General features: G+C 53.2%; 16 protein-coding genes and 1 pseudogene. 9 read left to right on the top strand and 8 right to left on the bottom strand.

Translation table 11 applies throughout. The features are described from left to right. Positions 1-8: 8 nt before the first annotated feature. From AC2FHW_RS18855 to AC2FHW_RS18835, 5 genes are all read right to left on the bottom strand, one after another. On the bottom strand, positions 9-959 hold the full coding sequence (locus AC2FHW_RS18855; protein WP_271946140.1) for a phytanoyl-CoA dioxygenase family protein: 951 nt from the start codon (positions 957-959) through the stop codon (positions 9-11). A gap of 10 nt (positions 960-969) precedes the next feature. Next, a complete protein-coding gene (locus AC2FHW_RS18850; protein ID WP_142634770.1) occupies positions 970-2,592 on the bottom strand; it encodes a TRAP transporter large permease in 1,623 nt (540 codons plus the stop codon). After that, entirely contained in the window at positions 2,592-3,434 is an 843-nt protein-coding gene (locus AC2FHW_RS18845; RefSeq protein WP_282027517.1) for a TRAP transporter small permease subunit, read from the bottom strand. Before AC2FHW_RS18845 ends, AC2FHW_RS18850 begins: the two co-directional genes overlap by 1 nt. A 16-nt stretch (positions 3,435-3,450) precedes the next feature. Beyond that, positions 3,451-4,620, bottom strand: a complete 1,170-nt coding sequence (locus AC2FHW_RS18840) for a mandelate racemase/muconate lactonizing enzyme family protein (RefSeq protein WP_142634768.1) — start codon at positions 4,618-4,620, stop codon at positions 3,451-3,453. A gap of 79 nt (positions 4,621-4,699) precedes the next feature. Beyond that, complete coding sequence (locus tag AC2FHW_RS18835; protein ID WP_142635164.1) at positions 4,700-5,713, bottom strand: TRAP transporter substrate-binding protein; 1,014 nt, start codon at positions 5,711-5,713, stop codon at positions 4,700-4,702. A gap of 198 nt (positions 5,714-5,911) precedes the next feature. Here AC2FHW_RS18835 and AC2FHW_RS18830 point away from each other — a divergent pair, with 198 nt between their 5' ends. After that, a complete protein-coding gene (locus tag AC2FHW_RS18830; RefSeq protein ID WP_271946146.1) occupies positions 5,912-6,562 on the top strand; it encodes a GntR family transcriptional regulator in 651 nt (216 codons plus the stop codon). Here AC2FHW_RS18830 and denD read toward each other — a convergent pair. Together denD and AC2FHW_RS18820 are read right to left on the bottom strand one after the other, a co-directional pair. Beyond that, positions 6,559-7,527 carry a D-erythronate dehydrogenase gene (gene denD, locus AC2FHW_RS18825; protein WP_271946148.1) on the bottom strand — a complete coding sequence of 323 codons (969 nt, stop codon included), beginning with the start codon at positions 7,525-7,527 and terminating at the stop codon, positions 6,559-6,561. The two genes, AC2FHW_RS18830 and denD, sit on opposite strands and share 4 nt — an antisense overlap. Then, complete coding sequence (locus AC2FHW_RS18820) at positions 7,524-8,408, bottom strand: NAD(P)-dependent oxidoreductase (protein ID WP_142634762.1); 885 nt, start codon at positions 8,406-8,408, stop codon at positions 7,524-7,526. Before AC2FHW_RS18820 ends, denD begins: the two co-directional genes overlap by 4 nt. Before the next feature lie 190 nt (positions 8,409-8,598). On the opposite strand from AC2FHW_RS18820, the gene AC2FHW_RS18815 reads away from it, so the two are divergent. Genes AC2FHW_RS18815 through AC2FHW_RS18795 form a run of 5 tightly spaced genes read left to right on the top strand, consistent with a single transcriptional unit; the run spans position 8,599 to position 13,533 of the window. Then, on the top strand, positions 8,599-9,357 hold the full coding sequence (locus AC2FHW_RS18815; protein ID WP_271946151.1) for an SDR family oxidoreductase: 759 nt from the start codon (positions 8,599-8,601) through the stop codon (positions 9,355-9,357). Then, complete coding sequence (locus tag AC2FHW_RS18810; protein WP_271946154.1) at positions 9,354-11,150, top strand: IlvD/Edd family dehydratase; 1,797 nt, start codon at positions 9,354-9,356, stop codon at positions 11,148-11,150. Before AC2FHW_RS18815 ends, AC2FHW_RS18810 begins: the two co-directional genes overlap by 4 nt. A gap of 11 nt (positions 11,151-11,161) precedes the next feature. Next, on the top strand, positions 11,162-12,010 hold the full coding sequence (locus AC2FHW_RS18805; RefSeq protein ID WP_271946157.1) for a fumarylacetoacetate hydrolase family protein: 849 nt from the start codon (positions 11,162-11,164) through the stop codon (positions 12,008-12,010). Further along, positions 12,003-12,926 carry a 2-hydroxyacid dehydrogenase gene (locus AC2FHW_RS18800; protein ID WP_496728900.1) on the top strand — a complete coding sequence of 308 codons (924 nt, stop codon included), beginning with the start codon at positions 12,003-12,005 and terminating at the stop codon, positions 12,924-12,926. Before AC2FHW_RS18805 ends, AC2FHW_RS18800 begins: the two co-directional genes overlap by 8 nt. 16 nt (positions 12,927-12,942) lie before the next feature. After that, on the top strand, positions 12,943-13,533 hold the full coding sequence (locus AC2FHW_RS18795) for a LysE family translocator (protein WP_496822446.1): 591 nt from the start codon (positions 12,943-12,945) through the stop codon (positions 13,531-13,533). 47 nt (positions 13,534-13,580) lie between these two features. Here the strand turns inward: AC2FHW_RS18795 and AC2FHW_RS18790 are convergent, their stop codons facing one another. Then, positions 13,581-14,348 (bottom strand): SDR family oxidoreductase, encoded by a 768-nt coding sequence (locus AC2FHW_RS18790; RefSeq protein ID WP_271946167.1) that lies wholly within the window; start codon positions 14,346-14,348, stop codon positions 13,581-13,583. 69 nt (positions 14,349-14,417) lie between these two features. Between AC2FHW_RS18790 and AC2FHW_RS18785 the strand changes: the two genes are divergently transcribed. The 3 genes and pseudogenes from AC2FHW_RS18785 to AC2FHW_RS18775 all read left to right on the top strand — a co-directional run. Continuing rightward, positions 14,418-15,476, top strand: coding sequence for an L-idonate 5-dehydrogenase (locus AC2FHW_RS18785; RefSeq protein WP_142634748.1), 1,059 nt, complete (start codon positions 14,418-14,420; stop codon positions 15,474-15,476). Between the two features lie 4 nt (positions 15,477-15,480). Continuing rightward, positions 15,481-16,290, top strand: a complete 810-nt coding sequence (locus AC2FHW_RS18780) for a phytanoyl-CoA dioxygenase family protein (RefSeq protein ID WP_246097144.1) — start codon at positions 15,481-15,483, stop codon at positions 16,288-16,290. Between the two features lie 68 nt (positions 16,291-16,358). Further along, positions 16,359-16,519: pseudogene (locus AC2FHW_RS18775) on the top strand (IS6 family transposase); the annotation flags it as partial.

Genomic DNA, 16,519 nt, shown 5'->3' with positions numbered 1-16,519 from the left:
GGCAGCAGCTAGGCGCAGAACGGCGAGTCCGATGTCCACCGGTGAATATCTATATGCGGCTGTCCGGACAGCCTTGCTCGTGCCGCTTCCCAATTGGACTTGCAGACGCGCCAATCTCGCAGCTCGGTTTCGGGGTGCGATCTGGACCTCGCGATGAAGCTGGGGAAATGATCTCGACCGGTGGGTTGGCCTGTCGCACTGAAGCGGATGTCGAACGACCAGCGGAACCGGTCCGTTTCATTGACCAGCGAAGCATGTGGCGTCAGAGGGTGAAACAGGATGATCCCGCCTGCCTTGACAGGAAGGGGCACGGCTCGGCCTTCGTCAATGAACCCGTCGGCAATGCCTGTCTGTGTCCGCGCGCAATGCGGCAGGATTGATTGGTCTTGTGCCTTTGGCAGCACTTGCAAGCAGCCGTTTTCAACCGTTGCATCGTTGACGGCAATCCAAACCGTGACCATGTCGGTCTGGTCCGCATCCTCCAACGCAACCGCCCGGTCCTGATGCCAGTCCGTTGCGGTGATATGCGCGCGCACCTCGTCCTTGCACAGCTTAAGGGCAGGGGGCTTCAGCCGAACGTGCTGGATCGGATTGCTGACCAACTCTGGCCCGATCAACTGCTCGACAACGTCAAGCATGGGCTGGGCCGTCAGCAAGTCGAACACTGCGGGCCCAATATGTAACGGTGTGTCCGCCATGATCCGATCACCGGGCAGCGAGATGTCCAGCGGCTGGAAATAGTCGCAACCGGCCTGATAGGCGGACAGAAGTTTGTCCCAGAAGGTCATTCTCGACGGCTCGTTCTTGACCAGCCCTTTGTTGTACCAACCGTCATAGAGCCGGTTCAGGACATCCGAGTATTCGGCCTGTACCCGATCCAGGACATCGCCGGGAATTACATCCTCGACCACGAGGTATCCGTCCGTCCGGAACTTGCCAATCTGATCTTGTGTCAGCATGGGTGCAACCTCACAACAGCAGCGCGATGATGCCCGGCCAGATCAGAAGAACGGAAAGCGCCAGCAACTGGATCCCGATGAATGGCAGGAAGCCGCGGAAGATATCCGTCAGGCTGATATGCGGCGGGGCTACCGACTTCAGGTAGAACGCGGCCGGTCCGAAAGGTGGCGAGAGGAAGCTGACCTGCATGTTCATACAGAACACGACGCCGAACCAGATGGCGACATGACTCGGCTCTAGCTGGCCAAAGACCCCGATTTCCTCAATGGGAAGGCGCAGGACGATCGGTAAAAAGACCGGAATGATCAACAGAACGATGCCGACCCAATCCATGAATGCGCCCATGAACAGCAAGATCAGCATCATCACCAGAATGACCAGCATGGTCGGCAGCTCCTGGCCGACGATCAGGTCGGCCACGTATTGGGGCCCGCCAGCAATGGTGTAGGCACCCGCCAGCGCGGCGGCCCCGATCGTAACCCAGATAATGGTACCTGTGGATTTTAACGTCCGCATCAAGCTGTCCCAAACCAGCTCAAACGATCCCTCGCCCCGCAGGATAGCGATGATCAGGACGGCGAAGGCGCCCATGCCTGCTGCCTCGGTGATGCCTGTGATCCCGCCATAGATCGAGCCGAGAACGACGCCGATGACGACCAGCGGTGCAACGAGGCCTTTGCCCATTTCCCACCCTATTTTGGCGCGCTCTCTGCCAAAGACGAAGAAGATCAGCAGTAGGGCGACGATCGTGATGCCGGCAAACCAGGGCAGGTAGTCAGCTGTCCCCAGCCGCGCTGGTTCACCCTGGCTGGCAGCGTTTGATCCGGAAAGCTCGAAGAACGCAGCCCGGATAAACAGAACGGTGGAAAATCCGGCGACGACGATGCTCATGAAAGCCCCAAACAGTTTGCGTTTTTCAGCCGGTTCGGGGTCGTTCGGGTCCGGCTCCGGCAGCGGAGCGTGATGAGGATTCAACTGCGTGCGGATGATGATGTACAGGATGATCATTGAGGCCAACATGAAGCCGGGAATGAAAGACGCGGTGAACAGCGACTTGATCGAGGTTTCGGTGATCAGCCCATAGATGATCAGAACGATCGAGGGAGGGATCATAGTGCCAAGCGACCCCGAGGCGCAGATGACGCCGATCGCGAGATTCTGATCGTAGCCGAGGCGCAGCATCTGGGGCAGGGCGATAAGGCCCAGCAGGACAACCTCACCGCCGATGATGCCGGACATGGCCGCCATGATCACCGCCATGATCGAGGTCACGATTGCGATGCCGCCGCGTGTTCTGGACAGCCAGACATTCAACGACGAATACATGTCCCGCGCGATCCCGGACCGCTCTAGCAGCGACGCCATGAAGATAAACAATGGAACTGATATGAGCACGTAGTCCGTTAAGAGCCCGTATATCTTCTGCGCCAGGATATAGAGCGGCCCAGTGCCTGGCCGACCGGTGAGAACCCCGTCGCCGAATGAAAACGGGTTCAAAAGCAGTGTCGGTTCAAACTTCAGGACCAGAACCAGAACAGCAAGAGAAGCCGAGGCCAGACCCAAGGGCATTCCGATCGCCAGAAGCACGATCAGGGCGACCATCAGGATGAGTGAGATTGTTCCAATATCCATCAGTCTTGTCCCACCGCTCGTTTGATCATTTCAATTTCGTCTTCGTCCGGTTCATCTGTGTGGATTTCCGGTTCTTTGTTCCAATCCGCGATCAAGTTCAAAATTGCTTGCATTGCGACGAGCGTAATCACGATCAGCACCATCGGCTGCAACGTCGCCGGGATCGGAGGATTGAAGGCGGAGCCATAAAGCTCCCATTTATAGAGCTTGTTGACGAACACCTGTTTGTAGCTGCCGTAGACCAGAAAGAAGGCAAACAGTACGATCAGGATTGTCGAAACCGTATCAAAAACACGCTGAAGCCAACGTGGAACTGCGTCGTACAGCAGGAATATTCGAATGTGACTGCGTTGTTGCATGGCGTAGTAGCCAGACATCAAAAACACAAAGCTGGCGAACCAGAGTGTCATTTCGTTGGCCCACTCGGTCGGCTTTTCCAGGATATAACGCATGAAGACTTCGTAGAGCATGACGACAGTCATGATTGCGATCATCATCATGGTAACTCGGCCTATGAACAGGGCGAAACGATCCATAACCGTCGAGCCTTCGAACTCCATTGTCGCTGGGCGCACGGTCTTGGTGCCAAACACTGCAAGAAACGGTAGAAGGACGAGCGCGGCCATGTCGATGATGTCGACATACCCCCCGAACACGCCAGGTAATTCGGGCGTGACGTCGCTGCGCAGATATATTTCCGTTACCTGGCTTTTGAGGGATTCAGAGGTGTAAGGCAGCCAATCCAATAGGAATGCCGGGAGATGCCAAACAAGCCAACTGGCAGTCGCGACGAAGGCCAACGGTATGAGCCATTCAATTGGTCCGCCTGAATTCTTGTGCATCGCGTAACCCTCGTCCCTATCCTTCGATCCTGTAGTGATCGATAAAGTCTCGATCCGGCTCGACCCCCAGTCCGGGGCCAGTCGGGATCATGACACGGCCGTTGTTGGCCTTGACCTGATTTTGAATTTCCAGCGGTACGGTCAGCAGATCGTCCCGAAACTTGTTGTCCGTCGTATCGAACTCCAGCATCGGTTCCCAAGGATGCAAGCCGCCTGGAATTGGGGGCATGGCCGCCAGTAAATGCAGATTAGTCGCGACAGCGATGGCGCTACCCCAGACGTGATTTACGACCGGAGTGAAATGTGCGTGGCATAGTGCTAGAATCCTGAGATACTCTGAAACACCGCCCAAAGCGCATACTTCTGGCTGCGCTATATCGATGCCGCGATTTTCAAGAAGATTGCGCCAAGCCCAGCGATTGAAAACTGCCTCCCCGCCCGAGATGTTGACTTTCAGCGAAGTGCGCAATTCGCGGTACCCGTCAATGTCTTCTGGCGCGACAGGTTCTTCGAACCAATATACGTCCAGTTCTTCCAACGCCCGACCGACAAAAAATGCGTCCGAAGTCGTATAAGCATGGTTTGCATCGACCATATAAGGAAAGTCGTCACCAACTCCGCGTCGAACTGCTTCGCACAGCTTCACATCAGGCTTCGGGCCAAAGCCCGTTTTCATTTTGGTGGCGGTAAATCCCATTTCTTTGATCTTTGCGGCTTCCTCCTCAAAACGGCTGGCCAGACTAGAAATCGGTTCATCCCGAAGCATCATGCCGTAGCCGTAGCAAGGAACGCTTGTGCGATGCGCGCCGCCGACAAGCTTATGGAGGGGGAGGCCAGAGATTTTGCCGGTGATATCCCAAAGTGCGATGTCCACACCGGACAAAGCCTGTATTGGCATTCCGCTTTGGCCATGGTCTCGCAGAAGGTTGTACACCTTGTGCCAGATCACGTCTTTGTCCAAAGGGTCCATGCCAAGGACCAATGGTTGGATTACCTTTTCTACGATAGACTTGTTGGCAATGGCTACGTTTCCGGGACCAAAACACTCCCCCCAACCGGTTACCCCTTCATCTGTCTGAATCTCGACCAGATGGGTTGTACGCTTGTCATAATACTGTTGCGAGTAGCCCAGAACTTCCGGCATGTCGTACTGCAGTATGTGACTTATTATTCTGTTGATTTTCATGAAGTTCTGGATCCCGGCGCCAATCCGGAGGGGCCGCTAGTGCGGCCTCTCCGTGCGTCGTAATTCGGTCGAAGCCTGACTACTGCATTGCTCCCAGGTCACGCAGGAAGTTGATGTGGCTTTCCAAAAGCGCCTGTGCCTCAGGGGTCGTCGCGAATTCAGTCCAACCGACCTGAACGGCCGCGCGATACGCTGCCAGGTCTTCAGGCGACCATTCGTACAACTGAACACCTTTTGCTTTCAGGTCTTTTGCAGTCTGAGCGTTCTGCACTTCATTGATTGTGGCATTGTGCAATGCCAAGCTATCCATTGCGACTTCCATGATCTTCTTGTGGTGCGCAGGCATAGCTTCCCAAACTTCTTTGCGACAGGCTAGGTGATCTGCCGGCATCGAGTGAAAACCGGGATAGTTTGTGTGACCTGCGATCTCGTACAGACCCAGTCCCACGTTGTTAGTCAGGTTCGCGGCATCCGCGCCATCAATGATACCGGTTTCCAAAGCCGTAAAGATTTCGTTGAAGTCCATAACGATCGGAGAAGCACCAAGTTCCGCGAACACTTTGGTCGCAAGGCCTGGAGGGGAGCGGAATTTCCAATCTTTGAAGTCGTCCACTTTTGCAATCGGTTTGGTCGAAGAAAGCGACTCCGGCCCGGGAATCCACCATCCGATGAACTCCATGTCGTAGCCGTTGTATAGATCATTCACAGCTTCTCTTCCGCCGCCATGAAGAAGCCAAGCCATTTGCTGATATGGGTTCTGATACCCGCCGAGCAGGTCGCCCGCAAACTGGAAGGCCGGATTTTTACCGGTCTGATAGCCGCCGCCCGTCATGTCGCAGTCCAGAATTCCCGTAGCAGCGGCATCGAAGGTTTCAACTGATTTGACCACTGAAGAGGAATAGAACATTTCAACTTCGATTTCGCCGTTCGACATCTCCTGAATGTCTTCAACGAATTTTGCAGCCATCTGACCAGAAAGAGTTTCGGGCGAAAAATGGGTTTGAATTCTAAGTTTCGTTGTTTCAGCCATCGCGAAACCGGCTGCCATTGTCGTGGCTACGGCCGCCACGGCCGCTGTCTTGACTATTTTCATGGTGTCCTCCCAGACGTTGAGCATTGCGCTTAGTGGGAGATCTTGTCGCCTCCGCTGCTGTCACGCAGATAGACGTTAAGCCGACGAATCGAATGCAACAAGAAAAATTTGAAATTTCTAAAAATTTCGAGATTATTGCATAAATTCGAAAAATTGCTTACGACGCTACTTGGACAAAAATTGAAGGCGCATACCTGGATGAAAGAAGAAATCGATATTTATCAAGACCTTAAAATGCGCCTAATCTCTAATGGATTTGAGCATGGAGCCAAGGTGAGAGCCGAAGAACTTCGTAATGAGTATGGCTGTTCTGCGAGTGCGGTTCGGGAAGTCCTTTTTCGTTTGGCCGCTGTTGGATTGGTGGACTTTCAGGAACAAAAAGGTTTCCGCGTGCCGATGCGTTCGCCGCAGAAGCTTATCGAATTGACACACGTCCGTGTTTTGTTGGAGGCCGAAGGCACTGCGATGTCGATCCGCAATGGCGGAGTGGATTGGGAAGCAAGATTGACGGCCGCTCATCACAAACTTAGCCATATCGAAAAACGCATACACTCCACAGACGACCCGAGCGGCCTTATCGAGATATGGTTTGCCTCGGAGAAGGAGTTTCACCAAACGCTTATTTCTGCCTGTGGCTCGGAAACCTTAAAACAAATGCATAGCCGAGCTTACGCGCAATTCAGACAGCAATTGATGGTGGCAGATCGGAACTTTGAGTTCATTTCTCAAAACATAAGACACCATGCCGATATACTTGAAGCAGCATTGTCAGGGGATGAGCAGTTAACACGAGAAAAGATTCACGATCATCTGAAACGCCACCTAACTGGAAAGACGATGGGCGACTAAAGCCGAAAATCGTCTTCCAAATACACCTGAATGATTTCGTCGAAGCTTGATTCCGCCTTGAACCCCAACTCTCGAGCGCGATCTGTTTGAAAGTCGCGCGGCCAATTCTTGACTATTCGTTCGATTGCCTCGTCGGGTTCTCGCCTGATGAGGCCAACTGCATCTTGACCGGCCACATCGCGCAGCGCTTCGATTTGTTCGGCGACGGTGCAACTTACGCCCGGCATGTTTAATGCGCGTCTGTCATTCAAAAGCTGCGTGTCCAGTGTTGCTGCATGGGTCAAAAAAGTCGCAGCGGCGCGGGGGCTGGCGTGCCAGTGGCGAACAGTTACGGCAACTGGTAAGACAGCCTCATCTCCATTCAGTGGCTCTCGGATTATACCTGAAAAGAAGGAAGAAGCGGCAGCGTTGGCCTTGCCCGGGCGTACACACAAAGTGGGCAAGCGCAAGGAAATACCGTCGATGTATCCTTTCCTGCTGAAATCCGTGATCATCAACTCAGACGCTGCTTTCTGCGCTCCGTAACTGGTCAAAGGTGCCGAGAGGAACTCATCGCCAATCTTTTCAGGGAACGGTGCTCCGAAAACTGCTATGGACGAGGCAAAAACCAGACGAGGCGTGTACTCGCCTCCTGATGCTGCGTGTTCATCTCTGAGTGCATTCAGCAGTGCCCAGGTCGCCATAAGGTTGACATCCCAGCCCAACGCAAAGTCTTTCTCAGCTTGGCCTGAAACGATAGCTGCAAGGTGGAATATGACGACCGGGCGCTGAGCTGCAACAGACTTGGCGATGCCTGGCGCAGTCAAGTTCCCCACAATTTGCTTACCTGGCGCACTGTCGAGCGGGAACGAGAGATCGAACAGTGAGATTTGGGCTTCTGGTCCAAAAGTTTCTTGGGTCGAAATTCCATGAGCCAGTTTCTGGCCCAGCATTCCTCCACCGCCTAACACAAGGATCCTCGTCACAGCATCCCGTTCCGTTTTTTAAGTTCCAAATACAAGGCCGAATGATCCAGCTCAGCCCCATCCATTTCGTTTATCAAATATTCGAAACGGTCGCGCACAGATTGGGTGCTGGGTAGCTCAACGCGAAGGCTGCGCGCTTCCTCTAGTGTGTTGTCCAAATCCTTTATTTGAAACTTAGACAAACCTCCGGGTACAAAATTTCCGTCAGACATGCGTTCGCCATGTTGTTGCAAAATAATGCTATCCGCAAAGCCCCCCTTCAGCGCGGCCCTCAACGCGGTTGGGTCTGCACCGCCTTGCTGAGCCAGTAGTGTCGCTTCGGCGACAGCAGATATTGTCACAGCGACAATTGTTTGATTGGCCAATTTGCACAATTGACCGGAACCACTTGGGCCAACATGCACAGGCCGGCCTATTGCTGTCAGAACCGGTCGCACGCGCTCCATAACGTCCTTATCACCACCGACCATGATCGCAAGGGTGCCAGCTTCGGCACCTTTGGTGCCACCGGAAACCGGGGCGTCCAGATGCTGCACCCCCATCGAGGATAATTGCGCGGATTGCTCTCTGGCGTGTTCGGGTTTAGCGCTGGACATATCAATCCAGATCATCCCCGGTTTGAGTTGTTCGCGGAAAGCCTCGTCAGAAAGTAGCGCGCCGGTCGCGTACCCATCCGACAGCATGGTTACTATTACGTCTGCACCCGAAACCGCCAGCGGGGCAGTTTCCGCCAATGTCGCGCCTTCTGCCGTCAACGGTTTTGCCTTTTTCAAGCTGCGGTTCCATACGGTTAGCGGAAATTCGGCGCGCAAAATATTCCTCGCCATAGGAGCGCCCATCAGGCCGGTTCCCAATAGAGCTACTTTGAACTGCTTGCTCATAATCCTCTGTCCTTCCGAAGGTGCGCCACGCATGGTTATGGCCAAACCAAAATCTCTGTCATACGCTAACGGCTCTGGGCCCACATGCCAGAAGTCGTTGCAAATCCGCCAAGGTTTCTCTGCTTCTCGGTTGATCTGTGGGACGAAGTAACACTTGTCCAGTCGCCACTTTTAGGGTCGGAAAATATATATGTCAGAGAGACTTAAGGGAAAAAACGTCCTGGTCACAGCCGCCGCGCAAGGGATCGGACTTGCAAGCGTAATTGCGATGGCAAGAGAGGGTGCGAAAGTCTATGCGACGGATATTAACCCTGGAAGTTTAAATTTGATTCGCGATCAGAATCACGAAAATCTCGAAATTTTCGAGATGGATGTGACGAATAATGACAGTATTCATCATGGGGTCGCGCGAGCGAAGCCGGACGTTTTGTTCAACTGCGCCGGGTTCGTGCATCACGGAACGATTCTGGATGCGACCGATGAAGAATGGGACTTCGCCATGGACCTTAATGTGCGCTCAATGGTGCGCACGACAAAGGCTGTATTGCCGGGGATGCTAGAGCGCGGAGGAGGCTCGATAATCAATATGTCTTCCGCACTGGGTTCCATAATCGGTGCGCCAAATCGTTGTGTATATGGAACGACAAAGGCTGCTGTTGTTGGGCTGACTAAATCAGTAGCCGTGGACTTCATAACACAAGGAATTCGGTGCAATTGCATTTGTCCGGGAACAGTCGACAGTCCCAGTTGGCGTGACCGCGTAGATGCGTTGGGAGAGCAACTGGGCAGCAGAGAAGAAGCCCTTGCACAATTTGTGGCGCGTCAGCCTATGGGGCGTGTAGCGAAGGCAGAAGAGATTGCTGCATTGGTCGTCTATCTGGCGAGCGATGAAAGTGCATTCACCACGGGACACACGCACATAATTGACGGGGGATGGTCAGGCCAATGACTAAAATATCAAAAAATGATCTGCGATCTCGCAAGTGGTTCATGAATTCTGAGAACCTTGAGATGACGGCATTGTATCTAGAAAGATACCTGAATTACGGGTTGACCCGCGCAGAACTGCAATCAGGCAAGCCGATCATTGGGATTGCTCAGACCGGGAGTGATTTGAGCCCCTGCAACCGGCATCATATCGAGTTGTCCAAACGCGTTCGCGACGGAATCATCGCTGCCGGGGGAACGTGCATCGAAATACCAGTCCACCCGATACAAGAGACCGGTAAACGGCCAACGGCCTCTCTCGACCGCAATCTAGCTTATCTGTCCCTCGTTGAGAGTCTATTCGGGTACCCGATTGATGGCGTTGTTCTGAACATTGGTTGCGACAAGACAACGCCCGCTCTTCTTATGGCCGCTGCGACCGTCAACATCCCAGCGATTGCGCTGTCGGTCGGCCCAATGCTCAACGGCTGGTGGAAAGGTGAGCGCGCCGGATCAGGAACGGTTATTTGGAAAGCGCGCGAAGACCTTGCGGCTGATGAAATCGACACCGATGAGTTCATGGAGATCGCAGCCGCCGCGGCACCTTCGGTGGGTTATTGCAATACGATGGGGACAGCAACGACCATGAATTCGCTTGCTGAAGCCTTGGGAATGCAATTGCCGGGATCAGCAGCCATACCTGCCCCGTATCGAGAGCGCGGTCAAATCAGTTATGAAACAGGTAGACGCATTGTGGACATGGTCTGGGAGGATTTACGCCCCAGCGATGTGATGACACGTCAGGCTTTTGAGAATGCGATTGTTATCAACTCTGCGATTGGCGGATCGACGAACGCGCCGATCCACCTGAATGCGATCGCTCGGCACCTTGGTGTTCCGTTGACCAACGATGACTGGCAGAAACTTGGCCACGACGTTCCTCTGTTGGTTAACATGCAGCCAGCGGGTGAGTATCTGGGCGAAGATTACCAACAGGCCGGAGGTGTACCCGCCGTTGTCGGAGAGCTTCTTGATGCTGGATTGCTGCCGCATCCCGATGCGATAACGGTGAACGGTAAGACGATGGGCAATAACTGCTCGACGCGCCGGTCTCAGAATAGCGACGTAATCAAGCCTGTCAGTAGCCCAGTTAAGCAACAGGCGGGGTTCATCAATCTCTCGGGCAACCTGTTCGAGAGTGCGATTATGAAGACATCTGTGATCTCAAAGGCATTTCGAGAGACCTACCTGTCGAACCCGGATGATCCAAATGCGTTTGAGGGCAGGGCGGTTGTGTTTGATGGGCCCGAGGATTTTCACCATCGGATCGATGATCCCGCAGAAAAAATAGACGCAAACTGTATTCTGATTATGCGCGGAGCAGGACCAAGAGGGTACCCAGGTGCCGCAGAGGTCGTGAACATGCGTCCACCTGCATATTTGTTGAAACAAGGCATCGAAGCTCTTCCTTGCATCGGTGATGGCCGGCAATCCGGCACATCAGGAAGCCCGTCTATCCTGAATGCTTCACCCGAAGCAGCAGAGGGCGGTGGGTTGGCCTTGGTGCGAACTGGCGACCGACTGCGCATCGATCTAGGCAAAGGCACAGCAGATATGCTGGTTTCGCTTGAAGAACTGCATGAACGCGCCCGCGATCTGGAGGCAAAAGGTGGGTATTCAATGCCGCCCAACCAATCCCCGTGGCAGGAAATATTCCGCGAAAAAGTAGATCGGTTGGATCGCGGTATGACGCTCAAAGGTGCAGAAAACTACCGCGATATTGCGCGAGGCTTCATGCCACGCGACAATCACTAAAAGGAAAAGAAATGAAACTTGTTCGTTACGGAGCCGAGGGCTCGGAAAAGCCTGCCCTGGTCGACTCTGAGGGGCATTTGCGGGATCTGTCCGCTCACATCAATGATATCACCGGCGAGATTTTAGATGACGGAACTCTTGATAGTCTGCGCTCATTAGATCCGAGTAACCTGCCAATTGTGGAGGGTGATCCTCGTATCGCACCGTGTGTCGGCGACATCGGTAAATTTCTTTGCATCGGTTTGAACTACTCGGACCATGCTGCAGAAACCGGCGCAGATATTCCCGAGCATCCGATCCTTTTTTTCAAGGCTAACTCTGCGGTCATTGGGGCATATGACGAGGTTGTCATGCCGCGGGGATCTACACACACCGACTGGGAATGCGAACTGGGCGTCGTCATAGGCAAAACAGCCAAATACGTTTCCAAGGCCGACGCACTCGAATATGTTGCGGGCTATTGCATCGTAAATGACGTGTCGGAAAGGCATTTTCAAACTCAACTGACCGGTCAATGGACCAAAGGAAAATCGTGCGACACATTTGGCCCTACCGGCCCGTGGCTAGTGACCCGGGATGAAGTGCCTGATCCTCAAAGTCTTGGTATGTCACTGGATGTAAACGGTCAGCGCATGCAAACCGGGAATACTGCTACGATGATTTTTTCGGTTGCCGAGATCATTGAGCATCTAAGTCAACTTTTCACATTGCACCCCGGTGACGTCATTTCAACTGGAACACCGCCCGGTGTCGGAATGGGGATCAAACCGAAACCAGTTTACCTAAAAAAAGGCGACGTCATGGAGCTTCGCATCGATGGGCTTGGTGTTCAGCGGCAAAAGGTCGGTCAAGATGACTGACTTATTGCAAATCGGAGGGATCACAGAACGGATGCGAGAGCGCCTGTCCGCAGCGTTCGACATTCATCAATTGGACAATTTCAACGCTGAAAGTGTTACGCATATTGTAACGAACGGACATGATGGTGTTCCCCATGACCTGATGACATCACTCAGTAACCTGAAGATGATCAGTGTCTATGGGGTCGGTTACGACGCTGTCGACGCAAATGCTGCGGTTGAGCGTGGGATTGTTGTTACGCACACACCCAATGTTTTGAACAAAGAAGTCGCAACCACCGCCGTTCTGCTGTTTCTGTCATGTTATCGAGAGCTCATACGTGACGATGATTACGTTCGGTCCGGACGGTGGGAAGCTGAAGGTAATGCCCCTTTGACGCGATCAGCGGACAATCAAAAGATAGGCATTCTTGGTCTTGGTCGCATTGGTCAGGCGATCGTTGATAAGTTGGAGCCGTGGGCCCCCGAAATTTCTTATCACACCCGCAATCAAAAGGATGTCCCGTACCCGTATTTCGACAATTTGGTTGAAATGGCAGAACATGTGGACGTCCTCATATGCATCACGCCCGGCGGTCCTTCGACCAACAAGCTGGTCAACGCTGAGGTGCTGCACGCGTTGGGGGCAGGCGGCACTCTGATAAACGTTAGTCGAGGTTCGATCGTCGACGAAACTGCCCTCATTAATGCATTGCAAAACGGTGAGCTCGGGTGGGCAGGGCTTGATGTTTTCGAGGACGAACCGCGTGTTCCAAAAGCATTGCGCGAGCTGTCCAATGTCGTTCTGCTCCCTCACGCTGGTAGCGCGACTATTGAGACGCGTGCAGCTATGGGTGACCTAACTGTCGACAATCTCCTGCAACACCTTAAGGACGGATCGGTGATCACAGCTGTGCCGGAATGCAGAGATCTGTAAAAGGCCAATCTGAACAGTGTTTGAATTTGCCGTTGCGGTTTTCTTTCTGTTGATTACGCCTGGCCCAGGTGTTTTGACAACTGCGGGTATTGGATCAGCATTTGGTTTTCGAGCTGGGCTCGCTTTTGTGGCCGGTTTGATGCTGGGCGGGTTCATCAACATGATGTTGGTTGTTTCTGGAGTCGCTGCAGTAGCTTTGGCTATACCGGTACTTAGAACTTTGCTGCTATTTGCCTCTGTCGGGTATTTGGGATTTCTCGCCTGGCGTATTGCAAGCGCTGGCTCAAAGGTCGGGTTTTCCCCCGCGGTCTCGCCACTTGGTTTTGCGAACGGGCTGACACTTCAGTTCATTAATCCCAAGGCTTACGTGGTCGGCACTGCATTGTTTTCAGGGTTTGCCTTTATGCCCGATGCGCCCGTTTGGGAGGTCGTCATAAAAATCGTAGTATTCAATATGATTTGGGTGCCAGTTCACATGATCTGGCTGGGTGCTGGCGCAAAGCTGGGCAGCCTTGATTTAAGTGAGAGTTCACATCAAAGGATCAACTTTGCGATGGCGGCTTCATTGATGGTTGTTGTGGTGATTGCTTTGGCGTCGGTGCTTTAAACGAAACCTGCGTCAGTCGTACCTAGCAGACGGTTGAAAGACACAAATCAAAGTGACGCCGTTATTCCGCCATCAACGTAGAGAGTATGTCCATTGACGAAACTGGATGCAGGGGAGGCAAGGAATATGGCGGCGCCGACAAGTTCTTCTACATTGCCCCAGCGACCGGCTGGGGTGCGTTTCTCAAGCCATGCACTGAACTCTGGGTCAGCAACCAATGCGGCGTTCAAAGGTGTATCGAAATATCCAGGCGCAATGGCATTGCAGTTTAGACCATATTTAGCCCAATCAGTTGCCATTCCCTTTGTAAGGTTGGTCACGGCGCCTTTTGTCGCCGTGTAAGGCGCAATACCCGGTCTTGCTAATGCGGATTGAACCGAAGCAATGTTAATGATCTTGCCTGACTTTCTTTCAATCATGTGCCGTGCCACAGCCTGACCGACGTGAAAGACGGACGCAACATTTGTCTGTAGTAGGCGCTCGAACGCTTCAGCGGGGAAATCCTGTAACTCCGTCCTGTGTTGCATTCCGGCGTTGTTTATCAGGATGTCTATGGGGCCGGCGTACTCTTCAAAGTTGTCCACGGCAGATCGGACACCTTCATGATCGGTTACATCGAACGAAAGTTCACGTACCGAGGCGCCTGTTTCCCTCAACTCGGATGCTGCTGCCGCTAGCTTCGCGGTGTCGCGCCCGTTCAAAACGACCTGAGCACCGGCGGCAGCCAAGCCACGGGCCAACGCAAATCCAATGCCTTGGCTAGAGCCTGTTACTAGTGCGCGTGTTCCCTTTAGGTTGAACATTTCAAGCGTCATGCAAAAACCCCTTGGTTGTCAGCACCGACTATCCGTATCTTTTGGCAATCTGTATAGGGAGTCTGTGCAATGTCTTCGGCCAGTGTTGCTGTTGTTATCCATGCCGCAAAAGATCTGAGGTTGGAAAACCGAGACGTACACGATGTGGGGCCAGACGAAGTCTTGATTGCCATGCGCGCGGGTGGGATTTGCGGATCTGACCTGCATTACTACAACCACGGTGGTTTCGGTGCGATAAAGTTGCGTCAACCGATGGTACTTGGACACGAAGTCGCCGGGGAAATCGTGAAAGTTGGGTCAAGTGTGCAGGGGGTGCACTCAGGTCAACTCGTTGCAGTTTCTCCATCCCGCCCTTGCCAAGCCTGCATTTATTGTCTGAACAGGCAGCAAAACCACTGTCTTGATATGAAGTTCTATGGCAGCGCGATGCCGTTCCCGCATATCCAAGGCGCTTTTCAAAGCAAACTCGTGGCAAAAGCAGGTCAATGTGTTCCGGCAGATGGGTTGAGCCCCGCGCAGGCCGCTATGGCCGAACCTCTGGCGGTCTGTTTGCACGCGATTAAACAAGCTGGGAGCCTCTTAGGTAAAACTGTACTTATCACGGGATGCGGTCCGATCGGCTGCCTCACGATCTTGGCAGCACGTCGTTCAGGGGCGGCCAGAATAGTGGCGACCGATATCTCGGACCAGACCCTCGCTTTGGCGCGTGAATGCGGGGCAGACGATGCCATCAACACTTACGCCGATCCGCAAAAACTGGAGACGTTTGAAAAGGACAAGGGCCAGATTGATGTCCAACTGGAGTGTTCCGGGGCTCAATCTGCTCTGGCTTCTGGAGTCGCATGCTTGCGACCGGGTGGAACATTGGTTCAGCTTGGTCTGGGCGGAGATATGACAGTGCCGATGCAAGCGTTGACTTCAAAAGAGATAGTGCTTCGCGGGTCTTTCCGTTTCCATTCCGAGTTCTCAGTCGCGGTCGAGATGATGAGAAGCGGACTAATAAACGTCGACCAGTTGGTGACGCATTCCTTCGAAGTTGGCGAGGTTGTCACTGCCTTTGAGGTCGCGTCTGATCGAAGCCAATCAATGAAGGTACAGTTAACGTTTCCGGAAAATGACGATGGATAGACGAATGCGTGATACTGCAAAGGCTTATGAAAGAGACGGTTTCGTAGCGCCGCTGGATATCCTGACAGCTTCCGAGGTCCAAACGCTGCGCGATGGTTTTGAGAAAGCAGAGCGCATTCTCAGAGACGACCCGGAGAAACTCAAGCTTCTATATTCTTATCCGGACAGGCTAATACCATCATTCGATGCACTTCTTCGCCATCCGAAGCTGATTGAGGCTGCTTCAACAGTGTTAGGGCCGGACCTCATGGTTTGGAGCGGAGCACTTTTCGTAAAAGAAGCGCGATCATCAAAGATAGTCTCGTGGCACCAAGACTTGACCTATTGGGGTTTGGATGATGCTGAAGAGGTAACCTGTTGGGTTGCGATTTCAGAAGCGTCTGAGCAAAGCGGGTGTATGAGGTTTGTTCCTGGCAGCCATAAAAGCCGTATCGTGCCTCACGTGGACACCTTCAGCGAAAACAACCTGTTGTCACGAGGGCAGGAAATCGCAGTCGATGTGAAGGAAAAAGATGCGGTCGCTGCCGAATTGCGTGCGGGGCAGGCATCCATGCATCACGGGCATCTCTTTCACGCATCAGGGCCCAATAACACAGACGATAGACGCATTGGTGCGGCGTTGCGTTTCATAAAGCCCTCAATGAAACAGCAAAACGGCGTGAAGACTTTGGTTGCGCTAGTCGCAGGCCGAGATGATTATGGGCATTTTTTAGTTGCGCCCTCCCCTCAGGGTTTTTTGCATGAGAACGATTTCGATTTGTGTCAAAGGGATGCAGATCGCAAGAAACAAATACTCTTCGCGGGAGTGAAGTGACACCCCTTGCAGGTCTTGTCAGAAGAACTTTGCTTGAGCGGGGCAGGGCGGTTGCGTAGTTTTTGCACATGACCAAACCTGCCTCTTTTAAAAACTTCAAGACCAGTCCCGAGATCATCCGCCTTGCTGTGATGCTGTATATTCGATTTCCGCTCTCGCTTCGGAATGTCGAAGATCTGCTGCATGAACGAGGCATCGACGTGAGCCACGAAACTGTCCGGTATTGGTG

The sequence above is a fragment of the Ruegeria sp. YTSA108 genome (assembly GCF_059610185.1).
The sequence above is the reverse complement of the archived record's forward strand: the minus strand, read 5'-3'. Positions and strand labels throughout refer to the sequence as shown.